Here is a 19,667-nt window from a genome sequence, read left to right as displayed (position 1 = left end):
CGCCCCCGCGCCTGGAGGGCCGGCCATCGCCCACCCCTGAGCGAAGGACATGCGATGTCGTCCCTTTCCGCCCATGAGCTGACCGTCGCTTCGGTGCGCCTGTCCGACCCGCTGACCCGTCCGCTGCTGCGCGAGCTGGAGCACGAGTACACCGTCAGGTACGGCCCGGCGGCCGGCGGCGAGATGAGCCGCTATCCGGAGGACGAGTTCGCCCCGCCGCACGGCCTGCTGCTGCTCCTGCTGCACCGGGGCGACACGGTCGCCGGCGGCGCCTACCGGCGCTACGACGCGCACACCGCCGAGCTCAAACGCATCTGGACCCACTCGGCGCACCGCCGCCAGGGGCTGGCCCGCCGCGTGGTCGCCGAGCTGGAGCGCGCGGCGGCCCGGAGCTACCGGCGGATCTGGCTGACCACGGGGCCCCGGCAGCCGGAGGCCAGGGATCTCTATCTGGACGCCGGCTACACCCCGCTGTTCGACATGGCGGCGGACCCGGAGACGCTCCCCTACCTCCCCTTCGAGAAGCACCTCACCCCCCACCCACCGCACTGACCACAGGCGAAGCGACCACCCCCAACCGACCGGAGGCCCCGTGAACAGCGCGCCACCCGCCGCTCCCGTTCCCACGCAACGCGCCGCGCCGGACGAACCCGACGAGCTGTCCGGACTGACGGTGGTCCCCGCCCGCTACTACGGCCGCTGGCTGGCCGGCACCGTCACGCTGGTGCTGGTGGCGCAGTTCGGCTACGGCCTGGCCACCAACCCCGGCTGGGAGTGGTCGACGTTCTTCGACTACCTCTTCGCCGAGAGCGTGCTCAAGGCGGTCTGGCTCACCGTCCAACTCACCTTCTACGGCACGGCGTTGGGGTTCACCCTCGGCGTGGTGCTGGCCGTGATGCGGCTCTCCAGCAGCCCGGTGCTGCGCGGCGTGGCCTGGACCTACATCTGGGCCTTCCGCTCGATACCGCTGATCGTGCAGCTGCTGTTCTGGTTCAACCTCGCCTATCTCTACCAGGAGTTGGGCTTCGGCATCCCGTTCGGCCCGGTCTTCTGGACCTTCGAGACCATGCATCTGATCGGGCCGATCACGGCGGCCGTGATCGGCCTGGCCCTGCACCAGGCCGCCTACGCGGCCGAGATCGTGCGCGGCGGCATCATCGCGGTCGACCCGGGCCAGCGGGAGGCGGCAGCCGCCCTCGGGCTGCCCAGGCTCCGGCAGTTCCGCCGCATCGTGCTGCCGCAGGCCATGCGCGGCATCCTGCCCAACGCCGCCAACGAGATCATCAGCCTCTTCAAGGGCACCTCGATCGTCTCGGTGATGGCCGTGGGCGAGCTGTTCTACCAGGTGCAGGTGATCTACGGCCGCAACGGCCGGGTGGTGCCGCTGCTGATGGTGGCCACCGTCTGGTACATCCTCCTGACCACCGTGCTGTCGATCGCCCAGCACTATGTGGAGCGGCGCTTCGCCAGAGGCGCCGAACGGCAGCCGGTGCCCGGCGCGCTGGAGCGGCTGCGCCGCAGACCGCCCGGGGCGCCCCGGGCCCCCCGCGCCCTGCGGCGCCCCCGACCACCGGGGCCGACGGCGAGCGCCGAGGCGGCGCCCGAGACGGGAGCCGGACGATGAGCGGCCCGACCCCCATGGTGGAGGTCCGTGGGGTGACGAAGAGCTTCGGCGCCGTCGAGGTGCTGCACGGCATCGACCTCCGGGTGCAGCCCGGCGAGGTCACCGCGATCCTCGGCCCGTCGGGCTCGGGCAAGTCCACCCTGCTGCGCGCCATCAACCATCTGGAGCGCCCGGACACCGGCCTGGTCCATGTCGACGGCGAGCTGATCGGCTACCGGCGCAGCGGCAACCGCCTCCACGAGCTGAAGGAACGCGCGGTGCTGCGGCAGCGGGCGCATATCGGCTTCGTCTTCCAGAACTTCCACCTCTTCCCGCACCTCACCGCCCAGGAGAACGTTGCCGAGGCCCCGATCGCCGCGCTGCGCCGGCCACGCGCCGAGGCCCGGCGGCAGGCCGCCGAGCTGCTGGACCGCGTCGGCCTCGGCGACCGCCTGGACGCCTATCCGCGCCAGCTGTCCGGCGGCCAGCAGCAGCGCGTCGCGATCGCCCGCGCCCTGGGCCAGACCCCCAAGGTGCTGCTCTTCGACGAGCCCACGTCCGCGCTCGACCCCGAGCTGGTGGGCGAGGTCCTCACCGTGATCCGGGATCTGGCCCGGGGCGGCACCACCATGATCGTGGTCACCCACGAGGTGGGCTTCGCCCGCGAGATAGCCGACACCGTCGTCTTCATGGACCAGGGCCGGATCGTCGAACAGGGCCCGCCCGGCGTCGTGTTGGACGACCCGGCCCATGAACGCACCCGCGCCTTCCTCGCCCAGGTCCGCTGACCCACCCCTCCCCGTCCCCTTCCCCGTCCCCCCTGTCCGTCCCTGTCCCTGTCCCTGCCCCTGTCCCTGCCCCTGTGATGAAACGAGGCCCCATGGATCCCCGCCTGACGTACGCCCCCCGAACGCTCGGCGTCATCGCCTGCGCCGCCGCCCTGCTGCTGGCCGGCTGCTCCGACCCCGAGGACGCCGGCATCGAGCCGGCGGCGGACGACGGCGCCGCGCAGGGCCAGGAGGTCAACCTCAGCCCCGAGCAGGACCGGGTCACCGCCGAGGCGGTGCCCGAGATCGCCGCACTGGTCCCCGAGGCGATACGGGAGCGGGGCACCCTTGAGGTGGCCAGCTCCGCCGGCACGGTGCCGCCGCTCTCCTTCTACGCCACCGACGACCAGACGGTGATCGGCGTGGAGCCCGATATCGCCTCGCTGGTCGCCGACGTGCTGGATCTGGAGATCAACTACAACGTCGTGGACTGGGCGAACATCTTCGTCGGCCTCGACAGCGGCCGTTACGACGTGGGCTTCAGCAACATCACCGTCACCGAGGAGCGCAAGGAGAAGTACGACTTCGCCACCTACCGGCTCGACAACATCGCCTTCGAGACGCTGGTCGGCGGCGACTGGCGCGTCGAGGGCCCGGAGGACGTGGCGGGCCGCAGCATCGGCGTCTCCTCCGGCACCAACCAGGAGGCGATCCTGGTCAGCTGGAGCGAGCAGAACGAGGCGGCCGGCCTGGAGCCGACCGACATCCGCTACTACCAGAACGCCACGGACTACTACTTGGCGCTCTCGTCGGGCCGCCTCGACGCCTATCTCGGCCCCAACCCCAGCGCCGCCTACCACGCCAGGGTCACCGGCGAGACGGAGATCATCGGCACCTTCTCCGGCGCCGGCGACGGCCTCCAGGGCGAGATAGCGGCCACCACCCAACGTGACAACGGCTTCATCGAGGCTCTGCACGCGGCGCTCGGCGAGGTGATCGAGAACGGCAGCTACGCCGAGGTGCTGGACCGCTGGGGGCTGGCCGACGAGGGGCTCGACGCCTCCGTGATCAACCCGCCGGGGCTGCCGCCCACCGAGTGAGCAGACGAAGGTGAGCCCCGCGGGGGCGGGGCTCACCTTCTGTTCCGGCCGTGCGCCGGGTGGGTCAGTACGCGCTGTCGACGTTGTCCATCGAGCCGTACCGGTCGGCCGCGTAGTTGCAGGCGGCGGCGATGTTGGCGACCGGGTCGTAGATGTTCTCGCTGGTCCCCTCGACGTGGTACTGCTCAAACGTCGGGTCGATCACCTGAAGCAGACCCTTCGACGGAATGTCCTGCTCCGCGTTCGTGTCCCACAGGTTGATCGTCAACGGATCACCACTCGACTCCCGCATCAGATTCTTGTGAATACCCTCGTAGCTGGCCGGAATACCCTCCTCCTCCAGCACCTCAAGCGCCTCACGAATCCAACCATCGATCTCCTCATCCGAAGCCGGCTCAGGCGTCGGCTGCTCATGCTTCGGAATCACCACCAGCGAACCATCATCGTGGTAGTCCTCACCACGACCCTCATCCTCATCAAACCCATCAGCCCGACCATCCACACCATCGGACTCCGGCTTCGGCTCAGGCTTCGGCTCATCCTTCTCAGCAGCCTTCTCAGCCCTGTCCTCAGCGGGCTCCTCGACCGGCTTCTCGACGTCCCGCTCCTCGTCCCCACCGGCAGTGGTGGCCTGACCGAGCGGACCATCCGCACCCTCGGGAGCGAACGCCGCCGGAGCCGACGTACCCTCGGCCGCCCGCGTCACACCATCCGCCTCAGCGGCCATGGCAGACGTCGCGAACGGCAACGAAAGCGCCGTAGCACCCACCGTCACGATCCCGGCCATCACCACCGGACGAACAACGCGAGCACCCGCACCCTGCGAAGAAACAGTCATGGTCACAACCTCCCGGAACCCCGTAGCAGATATCGGCGAGCAGCCAACATGCACCGGCGACCACCCCCAACGCAAGGCCCTGACCTGCGAAGACACCTCGTAGACCAGGACAGAGGTCCCACCCCACAACCCCACCCCCCCACCCCCACCAAGCCACCAGCACACCCCCACCCCACCTCGCACAGGACCAAAGCCCCGTAACCGCCATCACACCCAACGACAGACAAGAACACCCCGGAGTGACCGCACGATCACTCCGCGTCGACCATATTGACCTGCGCATGCCATTCTCGCGATCATGGCGCCACCCCACTCTGGAGACGCGCATGCGCAGATTCCCGCGCGGCAGGCGGACCGCCATCGCCGCGACCGTTCTCACCCTCACCCTGGCCCTCGCCTCCGGCGGCGCCCTGGCCAGCGCGGCCACGGACGAAACGGAGCCGACGGCGGCCACCGTCCGACAGTACGAGGTCGACGGCGTGGCCACCGCCGTGGAGCGGACGGACCTGGCCCGCACCGGCACCGCGATCGACGAGGTCCGCGCCTCGTCCGTCGTCATCACCACCGACCAGGCCCACGCCGACCGGCTGGCCGACCTCGGCTACCGGCTGACGGCCCTCACCGCGCCCACCGAGCGCGGCGACGGCGAGATCCGCGTCGCGGCCCCGGAGGACTACCACACCTACGCCGAGGCACTGGCCGACGTCGCCCAGCTGGAGGCCGCCCACCCGGACCTGGTCAGCAGCCAGGTGATCGGCGAGTCCTACGAGGGCCGCGACATCGTCGCCGTCAAGGTCAGCGCGAACGTGGCCGTCGACGAGGACGAGCCCGAGGTGCTGCTCACCGCCAACCAGCACGCCCGCGAACACCTCACCGTCGAGATGGCCCTCTACACCCTCGGTGAGCTGACCTCGCAGTACGGCACCGACCCCGAGATCACCGCCCTCCTCGACAGCCGCGAGCTGTGGGTGATCCCCTCGGTGAACCCGGACGGCAAGATCTACGACCAGGAGTCCGGCTCCTTCCGCAGCTGGCGCAAGAACCGGCAGCCCAACGCCGGCTCGTCCGCCATCGGCACCGACCTGAACCGGAACTGGGCGTACGAGTGGGGCTGCTGCGGCGGCTCGTCCGGCTCGCCGAGCAGCGACACCTACCGTGGCTCGGGCCCGGAGTCGGGCCCCGAGACGGCCGTCGTCGCCGACTTCGCGCGCGGCCGGGTGGTCGGCGGCGAGCAGCAGATCACCGCGCATATCGACTTCCACACCTACGGTGAGCTGGTGCTGTGGCCGTACGGCTACACCTACGCCGACACCGCGCCAGGGCTCACCGCCGACGACGCGGCGACGTTCGAGGCGCTCGGCACGGCGATGGCCGACACCAACGGCTACACCCCGCAGCAGTCGAGCGACCTCTACATCACCGACGGCTCGATCAACGACTGGCTCTGGGCGGACCAGGGGATCTTCTCGTTCACCTTCGAGATGTACCCGACGTCCCAGGCGGGCGGCGGCTTCTACCCGCCGGGCAGCGTGATCGACCGGGAGACCAGCCGCAACCGGGAGGCCGTGCTGACGCTGCTCGACTACGCGGACTGCGCCTACCGGGCCGCGGGCCTGGAGGCGGAGTACTGCGCGAGCTGACCACCCGACCGGTACCGTGACCACCGGACCGGTGCCGTGACCGCCCCGTCCCGGCCGGTCACGGCGCCGGCGCTCACGCCGCTATCGTCCGACCGGCCGGCGGGAGGGCCGGCGGGGGATGTCGTGCCGCAGCACCCGTCCCTCGCTCAGCACCGCCACCCGGTCGGCGACCGAGACCGCCTCCTCCGGGTCGTGCGTCACCAGGATCGCGGTGCTGCCCATCGCCGCCAGGGCCCGGCGGACATCGTTCCGCAGCCCCACCCGCAGGGTGCTGTCCACCGCGTCGAACGGCTCGTCCAGCAGCACCAGCGCCGGGTGCGGCACCAACACGCGGGCCAGGGCGACGCGTTGGCGCTGACCGCCGGACAGCTCATAGGGCATGCGCCCACCGAACCCGTCCAGGCCGACCAGGGCCAGCGACTCCTCGATCCGCGCCCGACGGTCGACGCGCTTGACCCGGCTCAGGCCGAAGGCGATATTGCGCTCGACGCTCAGATGGGGAAAGAGCGCGCCCTCCTGGGCGACGATGCCGATGCCACGTTTCTCCGGCGGCACCCGCACCCCAGGGCCGGACAGAGTGCGGCCGTTCGCGGTGACCGTCCCGCCGGTGGGCGTCAGAAAGCCGGCGATGATCCGCAGCAGGGTCGTCTTGCCGCAGCCGGGCGCGCCCAGCACGGCGGTCAGTTCGCCGCCGGCGACCTCCAGATCGAGCCCGCTGAGCACGGGCTCGCCCCGGCCGTAGGCCATGGTCAGCCCCCTGACGGACAGAGCGGTCACCGGCGGCGCCTTCCGACGTTCACCCGGCAAAGCGCCACAAGGAGACTCCTGTTCGCTCGGATCAGCCAACGAGAGGTCCCATTATTGAGGTTAGCCTTACCTAACTCAAGAGGGTCCGGCGCGCTGGTTCACCCCGCCTGCGGCGGCAGCTCCCTTCGGCGGCGGACCGGGGAGAGGAAGACCGGCAGAAACGCCAGGGTGACGATCGCGGCGCCCGTCCACACCGTGAGGCGCACGCCCGCGACCCCGCCGAGCAGCCCCGCCACGGCGGCGCCCACGGCAAGGGCCCCCGTCAGCAGAAACCGGAAGGTGGCGTTCATCCGCCCCAGCAGCGGGGGCGGCGTCATGCGCTGGCGGAGGCTGACACCGAGCACGTTGTCCATGCCGATCTTGAACATGGCGACAAGCCAACCGGCGCCCGCGATCCACAGCCGGACGCCGTCGCCGACGAGCGGCACGAGCAGCGCCGCAGGACCCAGGCAGACCCCGGCCAGCGCGAGGGTGCGGCCATGCCCGAGCCGGACGGCGGCCGAGCCCGCACAGCGGGCGCCCAGCAGCAGACCGATGCCGCCCGCCGCCCAGAAGAGGCCCAACGCGCCAGCCGACAGGCCGAGTTCCTGAACGAAGACGATCGGCAGCATGGTGTTCACCATCTGTGCGCCGAGATTGCTCAACGCGGCGGTCAGCGCGAGGGCGCGCAGCTCCGCGTTGCCCAGGACATGACGGGTGCCCTCGGCGATCTGGGCGCGCAGCCGGATGCCGGGCGCGGGCGCTGGCGGCGCCGGGGCGCGGCGGAGACCGGTCAGCCGCAGGGCCGAGGCCAGATAGCCGAGCGCGGTGCAGGCCAGCGCCACGGGCGCGGTGAGCAGTTGGACCAGCGCGCCGCCGACGCCCCGGCCGGCCACGTTGCCGGCGGCGATCAGGCTGACCACGGCGGCGTTGGCCGGAACCAGCGCCTCCGGGCTCACCATCCTGGGCAGCACGCTCTGGGCCCCGACGTCGGCGAAGACGGTGGCGCAGCCGGCCAGCAGCACCACGGCGTACAGCTGCGCCAGGGTCAGCGCGTCCGCCCACCAGGCCAGCGGCACCGAGGCGAACGCCGCCGCGCGGACGAGTTCCGCGCCGATCAGCACCGCGCGATGCCGCATCCGGTCGACCCAGGCGCCCGCCGGCAGTCCGATGACGAGGAACGCCGTCGTGCTCAGCGCCGCGAGCGCGCCGACCTGCCCAGGGCCCGCGTCCAGCGCCAGCACGGCGAGCAGCGGGACGCCGACATAGGCGGCGTTGGTGGCGAGTTGGCTCAACGTGATGGCGGTGATCAGCCGACGGAAGTCGGCCACCCGCCACGGCGAGGCGGACCTCACCGGGCCGACTCCACCGGGGCCACGGGCGCAGGCACCGACGCCCGGCGCCTGGTCAGCGCGACGCCGACCAGGACGGCGACCATCCCCGCGAGCACCAGCGGCCCCGGGCGCTCGCCGAGCACCAGCGCGCCGAGCGCCACCGAGACCGGCGGCAGCAGATAGCCGACGGTCGCCGCGTTGACGGCACCCTCGTCGGCGATGATCCGGTACGTCAGATGGAACGTCACCCCGGTGGTGAGGACCCCGAGGACCACGAGCGCGAGCAGCGCGGTGGAGCCGGGGCGCGGCAGCACCAGCCCGCCGGCGGGCAGCGCGAGCGCGGTCCAGCCGGTGGCGGCGATCAGTTGGCTGGACGAGAGAACGATGGTGGGGATACCCCGGCCGACCAGATGGCGCCCCAGGTAGGCGAACGCGACGGCGTAGCTCGCCGCCGCGACCAGGATCGCCAGCGCGCCCCAGCCGGCGGAACCGGCCTGCCGCCAGGGCGCGAAGATCAGCGTCGTGCCGGCGAAGCCGAGCAGCAGCCCGCCGAGCCTGGCCGGCAGACCGCCGCGTTCCGCGCCGAGCGCGAGGGCGATGACAAACGCCCAGAGCGGCGTGGTCGCGTTGAGGACGCCGGCCAGTCCCGAGTCGACATGCTGCTGCCCCAGGCTGAAGAGCAGGAACGGCAGGGCGTTGCAGAGGAACGCGGCGACCACGACATGCCGCCAGATCGACCGGTCCCGTGGCAGCCGATGCCCGCCGGCGAGGCAGGCCGCCGTCAACACCAGCGCGCCCAGGGCGCTGCGGACGAAGGTGACCTGGGCCGGCGGGAAGTCCCGCAGCGCGAGTTCGGTCCACAGAAACGTCGACCCCCAGAGCAGGGCCAGCGCCCCCACCCGTATCCACGGCTTCACGGTCTCTCCCCCTCGTCCCGGCGATGCCCCCACCCTCACCCGACGTGGCCTACAGGACAAGCGAATGATTCGAGGGCTGGCGTTAAGCTCTGCTTCACGCTCGCCACGCGGCGGCATCCCGGCCCCCGATGTCCTCAGTCGGTGGCGAGTTGGATGCTGATGCCGGCGTCGACGGCTTCCAGGGCTTCCTGGATGGCCTGGTTCTCGCCGAGGGTGGTGATGGGGGCCCAGCGGGCGTGCGGGTGGGTGTCCTCGGTGGCGTCGGGGACGGTGTCGTGGACGCCGCCGTCGAGCACCCAGAGTTCGCCGTCGTTGTCCGGGCCGATGGAGCGGACGGTCCAGGCGCGGGTGATGTCGGCGAGGTGCCCGGTCTGGCGGGCGAGGGTGAGCCTGCCGGTGAGGGCCAGGTCGCCGTGGTTGGGGACGGTTGCCTGCGGCAGTTGGTCGCGGTGGAGGAGGACGTATCCGTTGCGCGTGATGACGAGGACGATGACCTGCTGGGACATGTTCGGTTCCTTCTGTTGTCGTTCAGGTGTAGGCGGCGTCGGGGCGTTCGCCGTTGACGAGGACGGGGATACGTCGCCGCTGTGCGGCGGCGGTGAGGGCGTATCGGACGATCGGGGGTGGTTCGTGGAGTTCGCGTAGCGGGAGCCAGCCGGCGTTCGCGGGGAGGTGCTTGTGCGCGCCGGCGGGGATGGTGGGGGTGTGCCCGCCGTCGAGTACGTAGGTGAGGGAGACGGTGGGTTCGGTGCTGACGCTGATGGCGTAGGCGTCGGTCACCCCCCGGTCGTAGCCGGTGGTGTCCATGAGCGCCTGTCGTGCGGTGAGGACGGGACAACTGCCGTGCGGGACCGCGCCGTTGGGCAGCGTCCAGCCGTCGCGCCCCTGCACCATGAGGAGGTGGCCGTCGCGGGTAGTGGCCAGCACCAGGAAAGTCATGTTCACGAAAGGGGGTTGTCCTTGCTGCTCAGTTGAGGGCGATGAGGTAGCCGGTCAGGGCGGTGCACAGGCACATCAACCCGACGAACGCGGGCCCGAAGGCCCGGTCCAGAAACGCGACCACCGGCTTCTGCGGCGCCGGCCCCGGGCTCTCGTCCTCATGCCGACGGCGGACCACCCGCCAGTGCTTCTCCGCTCGCGCGAGAAACAACTCGTGGTGCGGGTTCTCCTGGGTGTGGTTGATGGCCCACACCGCAACCGGGTGCGCGTCATCGTCGAACAGCGGCGAACGCGCCGGGCAGGACATGCACTCCACGGCATAGATCCCGTCCGGCGCCCCGGGTCCCAGCTCATCGGTGAGCACCCAGTCCGCACCCCTGATGATCGGCTCGCCGCTCACGTCGCCGCCTCGAACCGGTAGGCCCGCGTGATGTGTTCGCGATACGCGAGGTGCGCCGGATGCAGAGCCAGGTGCTGCCCGGCCCACTCCGCCCCGTCCGCCACGTCCTGCCCCTTCGGCCCGAAGAAGCCACACGTCACGCACTCCATGACGAACAACGTCGCTTCGCTGTCGTCCGGCACGAGCCTGAGTCCCGGCGAGTGGCAACCGCGCAACGTCACGGCAACCCCCCACTCTTGATCCGGTAGTTGGCCTCGCTCGCCGCGTTCCTCGCCCGAAGCCGGGCTCGCAACCGGTCGAGCGGGGTCGTCTCCTGGCCCTCCTCTGACGACGGACGCTCGTCGCTCCCGTCGGCCTCGGAGGAGGAGGTGTTCTCTTCCTGTGATTCGGCCATATCGGCGATCACCAATCCGTCCTGTCGTCTGCTGGCCATACGTCTCGCCTTCCACCCCGTGTCACGATGTGTGCCTCCTAAATCGACAACGGGTAGTGGACTGAGGGAACAACGTGGCACTCTGGCCGGGCCAGCACTGACCCGAGCCGTGCATTCGCCTATGCGTCAGATGCATAGACAGGGCCTGTTTTTGGACAGCGCGCGATACCAATGCAACGGGAAATCACCTATGAACTGGTCCACGAAAGCCATCCAGGCCGCGGCTCGCGGCGGTGACTACGGGCGGGTGGTGCGACTCGCCCGCATCAACGCCCGGCTGACGCAACGTCAATTCGGAGTCGCATGCGGACTCAGTCAGTCCGCTGTCTCGCGGATGGAGGGGCGAGGAGCCGGGGCGTACGACATGACCGTGCTGGCCAAGGCTGCCCGGCACCTACAGATTCCTCTGCACCTCGTCGGCCTCGCCGACCACGTACAACCGTCTGGACCTATGGAACGACGTGCCTTCCTCGCTGCGACAGCCGCAGCGGCAACGACCCCCGTAGTCGCGAGCGCGAATCCCGGCGGACATTCGGATGACGCAACCACGCCTCTTCGCCTGGCCACCACCGCTTACCGACGCCTGGACGCTTCCACCCCCGCACGTCAGTTGATCGAGCCCGTGCGGGCCCATCTCCAGCTGGTGCAGAACCTCGCCCAGAGCTGCGAGGACGACGTGTACCGGCGGCAACTGGCCGCAGCGGGTAGCGAAGCCGCGAGCCTCGCCGGCTGGCTCTCCTGGGACATGGGTGATCTCGGTTCGGCCCGGACCTGGTACGGCACCTCGGTCACCGCAGCCCGCCGCTCCGCCGATCCCCTCCTGTCGGCGTACCAGATCGGTAGCTTGGCCCAGTTGGAAGCGCACATGGGCAACGGACCCAGCGCGTTGAACCTGATCGCGTCCGCGCGACGGCAAGTCGATGACGAACTACCCGTCGCACAGGCGTGGTTGGCGACTATTGAGGCGTTGGCTCACGCCGCTGTCGGGAGCGCCCCGGCGGCCGACCGGGCGTTGCGCATGGCGCACCAGGCCGCCGATCGCATGGGCGACGAGGGGCCGCCACCATGGCCTTGGGTCTTTCCGTTCAGCCATGCCAAGGTCGCCGCCGCGCGCCTGTCCTGTGGCGCACGACTCGGCTTGCCGGAGTGGGTCGCGTCGGCTCAGGAGGGGGCGGGTGACGTACTGACTTCCGGGCATGAGAAACAACGCGCGCTTATTCTACTGGACATCGCGCAGGGGCATATGGCTGCCGGCCGTATCGATGGCGCGTTCACGATCGCCCGCAGTGCTCTGGATACAGGGCTCCACTACCGTTCCGGCCGAATCATCGACCGCGCCCGAGCGTTGCGCCGGGCCTACACACCTACCACGCCGCCACGCGTCGTCCGGGAGTTCGACGATCGGCTGCACGGCATCTATCTGTGAGGACATCTCATGCGCGTAGGCATTACCGGCCATCGAGGGCTGCCCCGGGATGTCGCGTCCCGGGTGCGGGAGGCGTTGGCCGTGGAACTGGCGCGGTTCGCCCCCGATGAGCTGACCGGCGTCTCGTGTATCGCGGACGGGCCGGACGCCTGGTTCGCTCGGGCGGTCCTTGACCGGGGCGGGCGGATCGAGGTGGTCATCCCGGCCGCTGCCTATCGGGAGGGGCTGCCGATGTGGCATCACGCCGAGTATGACGGGCTGTTGACCGCCGCGACCGAGGTACATCGGACGGGTCTCGCGGACTCCGACTCGCAGGCGCACATGGTCGGCAGCGAGATCCTGGTCGGGCTGGTGGACGCCCTCATCGCGGTCTGGGACGGCGAGCCGGCCCGGGGGTACGGCGGGACCGCCGACGTCGTGGCCCACGCGGAGCGCAACGCCGTCCCCGTCACCGTGCTCTGGCCCGAAGGGGCGACCCGGGACTGAACCTCGCGCTCAAGGGCCTCATGTCGCCGCAACCGGAGTTCGCCCCGGAGCTCGATCGGCACGGGCGCCCCTCATCAGTCCGGAGCGGGCCCCGGGTGCTCCGGACGCGTTGAGAATCGCGGCTTCCTTCTCGGGCGGCAGGCCGTGTTGGGCGCGGCGGGGGTGATGCCCCGGCCCAGTGGCGCGGCCACGTTGAAGGCGCGAGCGGGGGTGTCGGAGCTGGTCGAGTGCGAAGATGGCCACGTCCCGAACGTCGATCGGCCGCGCCGCACCCGTTGGTGTGGGTCGCCCGGCGCCGGCTTGCGTGGGCTGGCCGAGCGGTGTGGAATCCGCGCATGACCAAGGTGCTGTATCTCATCGCATGTGCCGCTGGGCCAGCCAGGCACATTGATGATGGAGTCCGTGCGGCACAGTCTGCGGGCTGGGACGTGTGCCTGATCCTGACGCCGTCCGCCGCGCGTTGGTGGGAGCCTCGGCTCGGGGAGCTGGCCGAGCTGACGGGGCACGCGGTGCGGCACCGGTACAAACTGCCGCATGAGCGGGACGCGTTGCCGAAGGCGGACGCGATGCTGGTGGCGCCGCTGACCACCACCAGCGTCTGTAAGTGGGGCGCGGGGATCACGGACACGGTGGCGCTCGGGCTGCCCGCCGAAGGAGTGCACCTCGGGGTGCCGGTGGCGGTGATGCCCTTCTGGTCCACGGCACTCGGCGCACAGCCGGCCGTCGCCCGAGCCGTGGAGACCCTGCGGGACCAGGGTGTTGACGTCGTCTTCGCCCCCGGGGAGCCGCACCCACCCAAGCGCGGAGACGGCACGGCATTCCCCTGGCACATCGGCCTGAACGCCCTCCCCAGCCCATGACGCCCCGCCACAGCACGATGACCGCGTGGGAAGGCCGCGCCCTCGACGAAGTGTTGGCGCCTGTGGTGGAAGGGAGCTGAGATGACGCAGACACCTGTGGTGCTCTCCGAGGCGGAGGTTCGGTCTCGGTTGGAGTCGCTGGTGGGGTGGCGACGGGAGGGGGAGATGATCACCCGCTCGTTCGGTATCCGGTACCACGGGGGCGTCGCGTTGATCGTGCATGTCGCCGACATCGAGCGGTTGATCGGGCACCACGCGGATATCGATCTGCGGTGGGACCGGGTCAGGTTCGCCATCACCACGCACGATGCCGGGCATCGGCTCACCGCCGCCGACTTCGACCTCGCCGAGCGGATCGACGCCATCGCCGCCGCCCACGGGGCGGAACCGGTCTGACCACGCGGCGTGCCCTCCGGGCGTGTTCGTCGCGGGAGTCGTGCCGCGTCGGCGGATTCCGTGACCGGTAGGGGGAACGTTGCGGCAACATACCGGCATGAACCGTTTCCTTCGTGCGCTGTGGACAGCCGTCGTCGTCCTCGGTGTCGGGCTGGTCATCGGTGGCATGGTCGCGCAGCTCGGCGGTGGTACGGGAGTTGACCACCGGCCGGCCCTGGTGGGGATGGCGCTGGTGGCGGTCTGGATCGTCGTTCGGGTGGTGGCGCGCCCGGCGCGGGATGTCCCGGAGGCGGGTGGGCCCGGCCGTGCCGGGGTCGTCGGCTATGTGCTCGTGCTGGTGTTGGGCGTGACGGTCGCCGTCTATCCCGCCCGGGAGGCGATCGGGGATCGCGTCCAGGCGATCGGGGACAACGAGCCCAGCTTCGACATGCGCGAACCGGAGGCGTTGGAGGCCGCGTTGGCGGCGTTCAGTGAACGCGCCGGGCACCGGCAGGTCGTCGAGGTGACGCTCAACCGGTCGATGGTGTGGGCGCGGATGCCGATCGAACCCGGCGAGCTCCTGGTGCGGGTCTGGGGCTACCAGGACGGCGACCTGACCGAAGCGGGCCGGGGCAACGACGCCATCCATCCGACGTCGGCGGACGAGCAGTTCTCCCTGGACGAGGTGGCGTGGGACCAGATCCTCCCCGCGTGGAACCGGGCGAGGGCGGAGTTCGTCGCCGAGACCGGGGAGGAGCCGACCGGGGCCATCGAGATCTATGTCCGGCGCACCCGGGGCGACGAGCCCAGGACCGGGCCCGTCCAGGTCCATTTCAGCTTCCCAGGCGCGGCGCGGTGGCGCTACTCGATGAACGCCGACGGCAGCGGCCTCACGCGCGAGCAGCGGTGAGCCCAGGACGGGCGAACGGGCGTCACTCCGTGGGGAGTTCGGTGCTGACGACGGAGCCGTTCTGGTAGAAGAGGTGCAGCACGCCCCCGTGCGCGACGGGGAGGGGGTCGTGGGCGGTGCCGCCCCGGACCGAGCCCGGCCAGCCTTCCGGCAGGGTCGGCGGGTCGAGGAGCGCGCCGTCGGAGAGCCGGTAGACGTCCACCTGGCCGAGGCCCGAGGCGAGCAACACGTCCCCGGCCGCGACCAGTTCGCTGCGGTAGTAGAAGTCCTCCCCCGGTGCCGTCCACTGTTCGACGCCGGTCCGCAGCCCCACGGCCACCGCGTCGGAGTCCGTGAGGGTCAGGCCGATCCCGTGCTCGGTGGAGAGGGGGCGGGTGGCGGGCGGCAGGTCGAGGCGCTGCCAGGTGGATGCGTCCCAGGCGTGGGCGCCGGCCGGTTGGGTTCCGCCCGCAGCGCAGGAGACCCACTCGTCGGCCAGCTGCCACAGCGAGCAGACCCCGGTGGCCTCGTCCAGCGGTTCGCCGGTGGCCGCGTCCAGCACGGGGCTGGCCTGGGCGTCGGCGTCGATGAACAGTTTGCCGCCGGCCAGCCGCATGGTCTGCGGGAAGGCGCCGGTGATCTCCCGTTCCCAGAGCAGCTCGCCGTCCGCCTCGCCGAAGGCGCGGAACATCATGCTGTGGGAGGTGCCCAGGCCGGCGTCGCCGAAGTAGCTGACGTAGACGGTGCCGTCGTCGACGACGGTGCGGACCGGGTCGTAGCCGGAGGGGCCGGCCAGCACCGCCTGGGCCGTGTCGTCGGCCGCGACCACCTGCACCAGGTCGCTGCCGTCCGGGAGGTAGATCAGGCCGCCGCTCACCGCCGGGGCGAGGGAGGTGGAGCGCCATTCGCGGCGGGTGATGTCCAGGCCGTTCGCGGCGTTCAGCACCCGCAGTTCGGTGCCGGTGCCGGTGCCGACGGGCACCACGCAGGAGATCAACTCGGTGCTGACGGAACAGCTTTCCGGCATGTCGCCCAGCTCGCTCCACCAGGGCGCCCAGCCGTCGGGCGCCAGCTCGGGGTCGGTGGGCGAAGGCAGGCCGATCCAGGGCTGTGCCTCCCCCGTGCTGGGGTGCGGCACCATGGTGGAACGGAGGAACTCCGCCGACCTCGGGAGCGCCGCCTCCACCGGCTCCTCGGTCTCCGCGCCGGCGGTGTCGGTGGATTCGCTCGGCGGCGCCGGGTCGTCGTCGTCCCCCGAGTCGCCGAAGAGCAGGGCGCCGGCGAGGAGCCCACCGACGGCGGCCACCACGGCGCCGGCGACGGCCAGCAGGGGCGCCCGGGAGCGACGTCGCCCGGCCGGCGGCGCGGTCGCGGCGCCGGACGCGGGCGGGGTGGGCGGTGCGGCCACGGTGTTCTGTGCGGACGGTGGCTCCGGCGCCTCGGCCAACACCCGGGCCAGCTCGGCGGCGTGCCGCTGGATCACGTCGAGGACCGGGGCCGGCCAGGGGAAGGCGGCGCTCGCGGGGGCGTCCGTCAGCCGGTCGATGAGCTCGGCGGTGTCGGGGCGGTCGGCGGGGTCGGCGCGCAGCGTGGCGGCCAGGAGCTCGCGCAACTCCTCGGGGACGCCGGAGAGTTCGGCCTGGGCGCGGCTGATCCGCAGCAGGACGGCGGCGGTCTCCTCGTCGTGGAAGGGGCTGCGGCCCGTCGCGGCGAAGCAGAGTACCGCGCCGAGGCAGAAGACGTCGGAGGGGGCGGCCGGCGCGGTGTCCGCCCTGACCTGCTCGGGGGACATGAAGCCGGGTGAGCCGACCAGCATGCCGGTGGCGGTGAGGGCGGTGGCATCGGCGGCCCTGGCGATGCCGAAGTCGATCAGCCTCGGCCCCTCGGCGGCCAGCAGCACATTGCCCGGCTTCACATCCCGGTGCACCAACCCGGCGCCGTGCACCGCCGCCAACGCCCGCGCCAGATCCACGCCGAGCCGCCGCACCACCGGCACCGGCAGCGGGCCGCCCCGCGCCACCGCCGCGTGGAGCGTGGGCCCCGGCACATACTCCGTCGCCAACCACGGCGGATCGGCGTCCGGGTCCGCGTCCAACAGCGCTGTGGTGTAGGGGCTGTTGACCGCGCGGGCCGCCGCGGTCTCCCGGCGGAAGCGCGTCCGGAAGCCGTGGTCGGCGCCCAGTTCGGGCAGCATGGTCTTGACGGCGGCCAACTCCCCGCCGGGGCCCGCGGCGTCGCGGCGCGCCAGGTAGACCTCGCCCATGCCGCCGGCGCCGAGTCGGGACAGCAGCTGGTAGGGACCGACCCACGCCGGGTCCTCGGGGGTCAGTGCTTCCATCATGCGCTCGCTCCTACGGGTTCGCTCGCTCCGTACCACCGGGACGTCATGGGATCTCCACCGAGACCGCCGTGCCGTCCGCCCACACCAGGCAGACGAGGCCGCCCATGGCCAGCAGCCGCGGCGGATCGTCGCCGTCCCCGGTGGCGGGCAGGGGCAGCGCCCGCTCCCGTGGGTCGTCGGCGTCATAGGCGTAGAGGGTGTCGCCGGCCGCGAAGACCGCCCAACTCCCCACCTGGACGGGCGGGGTGACCGTCTCACCGTCCGCCGTGTCCGGCATCGGCCAGTACCGGGTCGGCTCCTCGTCCTGGGAGCCGACCCGGCGCAGCAGCAGCTCCTCCTCGCCCGCGGCGCCGCGCAGGCTGAGCAGGGTGGTGTCGGTGAAGGCGTGCACGGTCTCCGGCGTCCCGGCCGCGCGGTCCGCCCATCCGGCGCCGGCCGGCGCGAACGCCGTGTCGACGGTGAAGTCCTCCGTGTCGAACAGCGGGGCCAGCCCCTGGTTGGCGGCGAACCGGTGGAAGCCGCCGGCCAGTTCGTGGTCCGCCGGGTAGCGGCAGGCCAGATAGCCGCTCATCAGCCGGCCGTCCGCGCAGTAGGGCGCCCCGGTGGAGTTCCGCGCCCGTTCCTCGCCGGTCGCGCCGTCCAGGGAGAACACCCCGTCGGCGTCGTTGGCGAAGAGCGCTCCCCCGCCGTACGCCTGGACGGCGGGAACGGGCTGGCCCTCGCCGTCCTGGTGCGGCCCGCCGGCGGGCCGCCGCCACAGCTCGGCCCCGTCCGCGAGCGCGTGGGCCACGATGGTCACCCCCTCGTCCCCGGTCACGCCGAGGAAGACGGTGCCGTCGGCGGTGAGCGGGTGGCCGCCGGCCTCGGGGCGGTCGCCGGGCAGCTCGCTCGCCCAGTACGGCTCGCCCGTCGCGGTGTTCCGCGCCACCAGGCGGTCGCCCTCGACCGACAGCACCAGCGAGCCGCCGAGCGCGGGCGGGCCCAGCGCGTCCGGCGCGGTGCCGTCGGCGGGTGCGACCTGCCACAGCGGGCTGCCGTCCGCGACCGCCAGTGCCTGGAGGGTGCCGTCGGCGAGCCGGCAGACCAGCAGCGAGCTGCCGAGCGCGCAGTGCTCGGGGGCGCCGGCGAAGGCGCCCGCCCACTCCCGCCACTCCTCGGGGCGGTCCAGGGCATGCGCGGGGAAGGTCCGGCCACGGTCGGGACCGCCCAGGGCGTCCACGGTGACCCGTTCGGCCGGCGGCAGTTCCGCCGCGGTGCCGGGGTCCGGCGGCGGGGGGTCGTTCGGCTCGTCCCCGCCGCGTGGCCACCACAGCGCGGTGAGGCCGACGGCCAGGCCGACGCCGGCCAGCAACAGGCCGGCGCGCCACCCGCGTCGGCGGCGGCCGGCGCGGGCGGCGTCGCCGAGCCGGGTGGTCACGGCGGTGCCGGGCGCGGCCGGCGGCAGCGAGGGCATCGGCGGACGGGCGGTCAGCCGGCGCACCTCGGCCTCCTGGCCGGCGATCAACTCCCCCACGGGGGGCGGCCATTCGGCGCCCTGGGCCCCGTCGAACGCGGCGACCAGCTCGGCGAGTCCCGGACGTCGGGCCGGATCGGGGTGGAGAGCGGCGGTCAGCGTCGCGCGGAGTTCGTCCGGCACCGCCGAGAGGTCCGCCTCGCCCTCCGCGATCCGGTAGAGCAGCACGGCGAGCGGCGCCTCACCGAACGGTCCGGTGCCGGTGGCGGCGAAGCAGAGCACCGCGCCCAGACAGAACACGTCGGAGGCCGCCCTGACCTGCCGCCCGCCGGCGACATGCTCGGGGGACATGAAGCCGGGTGAGCCGATCATCTTCCCGGTGGCAGTGAGCGTGCTGGCGTCCGTCGCCCTGGCGATGCCGAAGTCGATCAGCCTCGGCCCCTCGGCGGCCAGCAGCACATTGCCCGGCTTCACATCCCGGTGCACCAACCCGGCGCCGTGCACCGCCGCCAACGCCCGCGCCAGATCCACGCCGAGCCGCCGCACCACCGGCACCGGCAGCGGGCCACCCCGCGCCACCGCCTCCTGGAGCGTGGGCCCCGGCACATACTCCGTCGCCAACCACGGCTGGGCCGCCTCCGCGTCCCCGCCCAGGACCTGGGCCACCCGGGGATGCCGCACCGCTCGGGCCGCGGCGACCTCCCGACGGAACCGGACGCGGAACTCGCCGTCGACGGCGAGCTCCCGCCGGACGGTCTTGACGGCGGCCAACTCCCCGTCCCGCGTGCCGAGATACACCTCGCCCATGCCGCCGGCGCCGAGCAGCGCGAGCAGCCGATAGGGGCCGACGCCGGCCGGCGTGCCCACCCTCAACTCCCGAAGCACGACCCGCCCCGCTCCCGTTGCGCCCCACCCGGTACGACTACCACCCGCACGAACGTCCACCTCCGACGCCCCTGTTGAGGAAATCATCCTATGTGTTCGAGAAATGGGCACCCCAGGGCGGCGGGGATATCGGCCGGACTCGGCCGGACGAGGAAACCGCTCCCGGAGACGCACCCCGCGCGATGCATAGGATGA

21 protein-coding genes are annotated in these 19,667 nt (G+C 72.0%); 10 read left to right on the top strand and 11 right to left on the bottom strand.

The window, feature by feature from the left end; genetic code table 11:
• Positions 1–54: 54 nt before the first annotated feature.
• The 4 genes from K4G22_RS21675 (at position 55) to K4G22_RS21660 (ending at position 3,470) form a co-directional block, all read left to right on the top strand.
• Positions 55–552 (top strand): GNAT family N-acetyltransferase, encoded by a 498-nt coding sequence (locus K4G22_RS21675; RefSeq protein ID WP_228081991.1) that lies wholly within the window; start codon positions 55–57, stop codon positions 550–552.
• A 40-nt stretch (positions 553–592) separates the two neighbouring features.
• Positions 593–1,624: an amino acid ABC transporter permease gene (locus tag K4G22_RS21670; RefSeq protein WP_228081990.1), complete on the top strand. Its 1,032-nt coding sequence runs from the start codon at positions 593–595 to the stop codon at positions 1,622–1,624.
• Positions 1,621–2,391, top strand: coding sequence for an amino acid ABC transporter ATP-binding protein (locus K4G22_RS21665; RefSeq protein WP_322785122.1), 771 nt, complete (start codon positions 1,621–1,623; stop codon positions 2,389–2,391). Before K4G22_RS21670 ends, K4G22_RS21665 begins: the two co-directional genes overlap by 4 nt.
• 92 nt (positions 2,392–2,483) lie before the next feature.
• The gene (locus K4G22_RS21660; RefSeq protein ID WP_228081989.1) at positions 2,484–3,470 is read left to right on the top strand and encodes an ABC transporter substrate-binding protein; all 987 of its coding nucleotides are present in this window, start codon (positions 2,484–2,486) and stop codon (positions 3,468–3,470) included.
• 64 nt (positions 3,471–3,534) lie between these two features.
• Here the strand turns inward: K4G22_RS21660 and K4G22_RS21655 are convergent, their stop codons facing one another.
• The gene (locus K4G22_RS21655; RefSeq protein WP_228081988.1) at positions 3,535–4,308 is read right to left on the bottom strand and encodes a transglycosylase SLT domain-containing protein; all 774 of its coding nucleotides are present in this window, start codon (positions 4,306–4,308) and stop codon (positions 3,535–3,537) included.
• A 326-nt stretch (positions 4,309–4,634) separates the two neighbouring features.
• Here K4G22_RS21655 and K4G22_RS21650 point away from each other — a divergent pair, with 326 nt between their 5' ends.
• Positions 4,635–5,948 (top strand): M14 family metallopeptidase, encoded by a 1,314-nt coding sequence (locus K4G22_RS21650; protein ID WP_228081987.1) that lies wholly within the window; start codon positions 4,635–4,637, stop codon positions 5,946–5,948.
• Between the two features lie 81 nt (positions 5,949–6,029).
• Here K4G22_RS21650 and K4G22_RS21645 read toward each other — a convergent pair whose 3' ends face one another.
• From K4G22_RS21645 to K4G22_RS21610, 8 genes are all read right to left on the bottom strand, one after another.
• Positions 6,030–6,725, bottom strand: coding sequence for an ABC transporter ATP-binding protein (locus tag K4G22_RS21645; RefSeq protein ID WP_322785121.1), 696 nt, complete (start codon positions 6,723–6,725; stop codon positions 6,030–6,032).
• Between the two features lie 128 nt (positions 6,726–6,853).
• The gene (locus tag K4G22_RS21640) at positions 6,854–8,089 is read right to left on the bottom strand and encodes an MFS transporter (protein ID WP_228081986.1); all 1,236 of its coding nucleotides are present in this window, start codon (positions 8,087–8,089) and stop codon (positions 6,854–6,856) included.
• Positions 8,086–8,985, bottom strand: coding sequence for a DMT family transporter (locus K4G22_RS21635; RefSeq protein ID WP_228081985.1), 900 nt, complete (start codon positions 8,983–8,985; stop codon positions 8,086–8,088). Before K4G22_RS21635 ends, K4G22_RS21640 begins: the two co-directional genes overlap by 4 nt.
• Positions 8,986–9,119: 134 nt before the next feature.
• Positions 9,120–9,491, bottom strand: a complete 372-nt coding sequence (locus tag K4G22_RS31685; RefSeq protein WP_265590243.1) for a hypothetical protein — start codon at positions 9,489–9,491, stop codon at positions 9,120–9,122.
• A 22-nt stretch (positions 9,492–9,513) separates the two neighbouring features.
• The gene (locus K4G22_RS21625) at positions 9,514–9,930 is read right to left on the bottom strand and encodes an NUDIX hydrolase (RefSeq protein WP_228081984.1); all 417 of its coding nucleotides are present in this window, start codon (positions 9,928–9,930) and stop codon (positions 9,514–9,516) included.
• Between the two features lie 22 nt (positions 9,931–9,952).
• Complete coding sequence (locus tag K4G22_RS21620) at positions 9,953–10,324, bottom strand: DUF7848 domain-containing protein (protein WP_228081983.1); 372 nt, start codon at positions 10,322–10,324, stop codon at positions 9,953–9,955.
• Positions 10,321–10,506 carry a DUF7848 domain-containing protein gene (locus K4G22_RS21615; protein ID WP_228081982.1) on the bottom strand — a complete coding sequence of 62 codons (186 nt, stop codon included), beginning with the start codon at positions 10,504–10,506 and terminating at the stop codon, positions 10,321–10,323. Before K4G22_RS21615 ends, K4G22_RS21620 begins: the two co-directional genes overlap by 4 nt.
• Positions 10,507–10,541: 35 nt before the next feature.
• On the bottom strand, positions 10,542–10,757 hold the full coding sequence (locus tag K4G22_RS21610; protein ID WP_228081981.1) for a hypothetical protein: 216 nt from the start codon (positions 10,755–10,757) through the stop codon (positions 10,542–10,544).
• 130 nt (positions 10,758–10,887) lie between these two features.
• Here K4G22_RS21610 and K4G22_RS21605 point away from each other — a divergent pair, with 130 nt between their 5' ends.
• The 5 genes from K4G22_RS21605 to K4G22_RS21585 all read left to right on the top strand — a co-directional run bounded on the left by K4G22_RS21605 (position 10,888) and on the right by K4G22_RS21585 (position 14,814).
• Entirely contained in the window at positions 10,888–12,183 is a 1,296-nt protein-coding gene (locus K4G22_RS21605) for a helix-turn-helix domain-containing protein (protein WP_322785159.1), read from the top strand.
• A 9-nt stretch (positions 12,184–12,192) separates the two neighbouring features.
• A complete protein-coding gene (locus K4G22_RS21600; protein WP_228081979.1) occupies positions 12,193–12,669 on the top strand; it encodes a hypothetical protein in 477 nt (158 codons plus the stop codon).
• A 335-nt stretch (positions 12,670–13,004) separates the two neighbouring features.
• Positions 13,005–13,529, top strand: a complete 525-nt coding sequence (locus K4G22_RS21595) for a flavoprotein (protein WP_228081978.1) — start codon at positions 13,005–13,007, stop codon at positions 13,527–13,529.
• Between the two features lie 81 nt (positions 13,530–13,610).
• Positions 13,611–13,925, top strand: a complete 315-nt coding sequence (locus tag K4G22_RS21590; protein WP_228081977.1) for a 4a-hydroxytetrahydrobiopterin dehydratase — start codon at positions 13,611–13,613, stop codon at positions 13,923–13,925.
• A 97-nt stretch (positions 13,926–14,022) separates the two neighbouring features.
• Positions 14,023–14,814 (top strand): hypothetical protein, encoded by a 792-nt coding sequence (locus K4G22_RS21585; RefSeq protein ID WP_228081976.1) that lies wholly within the window; start codon positions 14,023–14,025, stop codon positions 14,812–14,814.
• 22 nt (positions 14,815–14,836) lie between these two features.
• Here the strand turns inward: K4G22_RS21585 and K4G22_RS21580 are convergent, their stop codons facing one another.
• Both K4G22_RS21580 and K4G22_RS21575 read right to left on the bottom strand, forming a co-directional pair.
• On the bottom strand, positions 14,837–17,134 hold the full coding sequence (locus K4G22_RS21580; RefSeq protein ID WP_228081975.1) for a protein kinase domain-containing protein: 2,298 nt from the start codon (positions 17,132–17,134) through the stop codon (positions 14,837–14,839).
• A 43-nt stretch (positions 17,135–17,177) separates the two neighbouring features.
• The gene (locus tag K4G22_RS21575) at positions 17,178–19,472 is read right to left on the bottom strand and encodes a protein kinase domain-containing protein (protein WP_228081974.1); all 2,295 of its coding nucleotides are present in this window, start codon (positions 19,470–19,472) and stop codon (positions 17,178–17,180) included.
• Positions 19,473–19,667: the final 195 nt, after the last annotated feature.

Origin of the sequence: Streptomyces profundus (genome assembly GCF_020740535.1) — a bacterium.
Classification (GTDB): Bacteria; Actinomycetota; Actinomycetes; order Streptomycetales; family Streptomycetaceae; genus Streptomyces; species Streptomyces profundus.
This window is presented reverse-complemented; position numbering and strand designations above follow the sequence as displayed.

Coding starts and splice junctions, on each gene's coding strand:
- K4G22_RS21650 (WP_228081987.1), top strand. CDS start 4,635: ATGCGCAGATTCCCGCGCGGCAGGCGGACCGCCATCGCCGCGACCGTT.
- K4G22_RS21605 (WP_322785159.1), top strand. CDS start 10,888: ATGCATAGACAGGGCCTGTTTTTGGACAGCGCGCGATACCAATGCAAC.
- K4G22_RS21610 (WP_228081981.1), bottom strand. CDS start 10,757: ATGGCCAGCAGACGACAGGACGGATTGGTGATCGCCGATATGGCCGAA.
- K4G22_RS21655 (WP_228081988.1), bottom strand. CDS start 4,308: ATGACTGTTTCTTCGCAGGGTGCGGGTGCTCGCGTTGTTCGTCCGGTG.
- K4G22_RS21660 (WP_228081989.1), top strand. CDS start 2,484: ATGGATCCCCGCCTGACGTACGCCCCCCGAACGCTCGGCGTCATCGCC.
- K4G22_RS21595 (WP_228081978.1), top strand. CDS start 13,005: ATGACCAAGGTGCTGTATCTCATCGCATGTGCCGCTGGGCCAGCCAGG.
- K4G22_RS21590 (WP_228081977.1), top strand. CDS start 13,611: ATGACGCAGACACCTGTGGTGCTCTCCGAGGCGGAGGTTCGGTCTCGG.
- K4G22_RS21675 (WP_228081991.1), top strand. CDS start 55: ATGTCGTCCCTTTCCGCCCATGAGCTGACCGTCGCTTCGGTGCGCCTG.
- K4G22_RS21600 (WP_228081979.1), top strand. CDS start 12,193: ATGCGCGTAGGCATTACCGGCCATCGAGGGCTGCCCCGGGATGTCGCG.
- K4G22_RS21585 (WP_228081976.1), top strand. CDS start 14,023: ATGAACCGTTTCCTTCGTGCGCTGTGGACAGCCGTCGTCGTCCTCGGT.
- K4G22_RS21580 (WP_228081975.1), bottom strand. CDS start 17,134: ATGATGGAAGCACTGACCCCCGAGGACCCGGCGTGGGTCGGTCCCTAC.
- K4G22_RS31685 (WP_265590243.1), bottom strand. CDS start 9,491: ATGTCCCAGCAGGTCATCGTCCTCGTCATCACGCGCAACGGATACGTC.
- K4G22_RS21665 (WP_322785122.1), top strand. CDS start 1,621: ATGAGCGGCCCGACCCCCATGGTGGAGGTCCGTGGGGTGACGAAGAGC.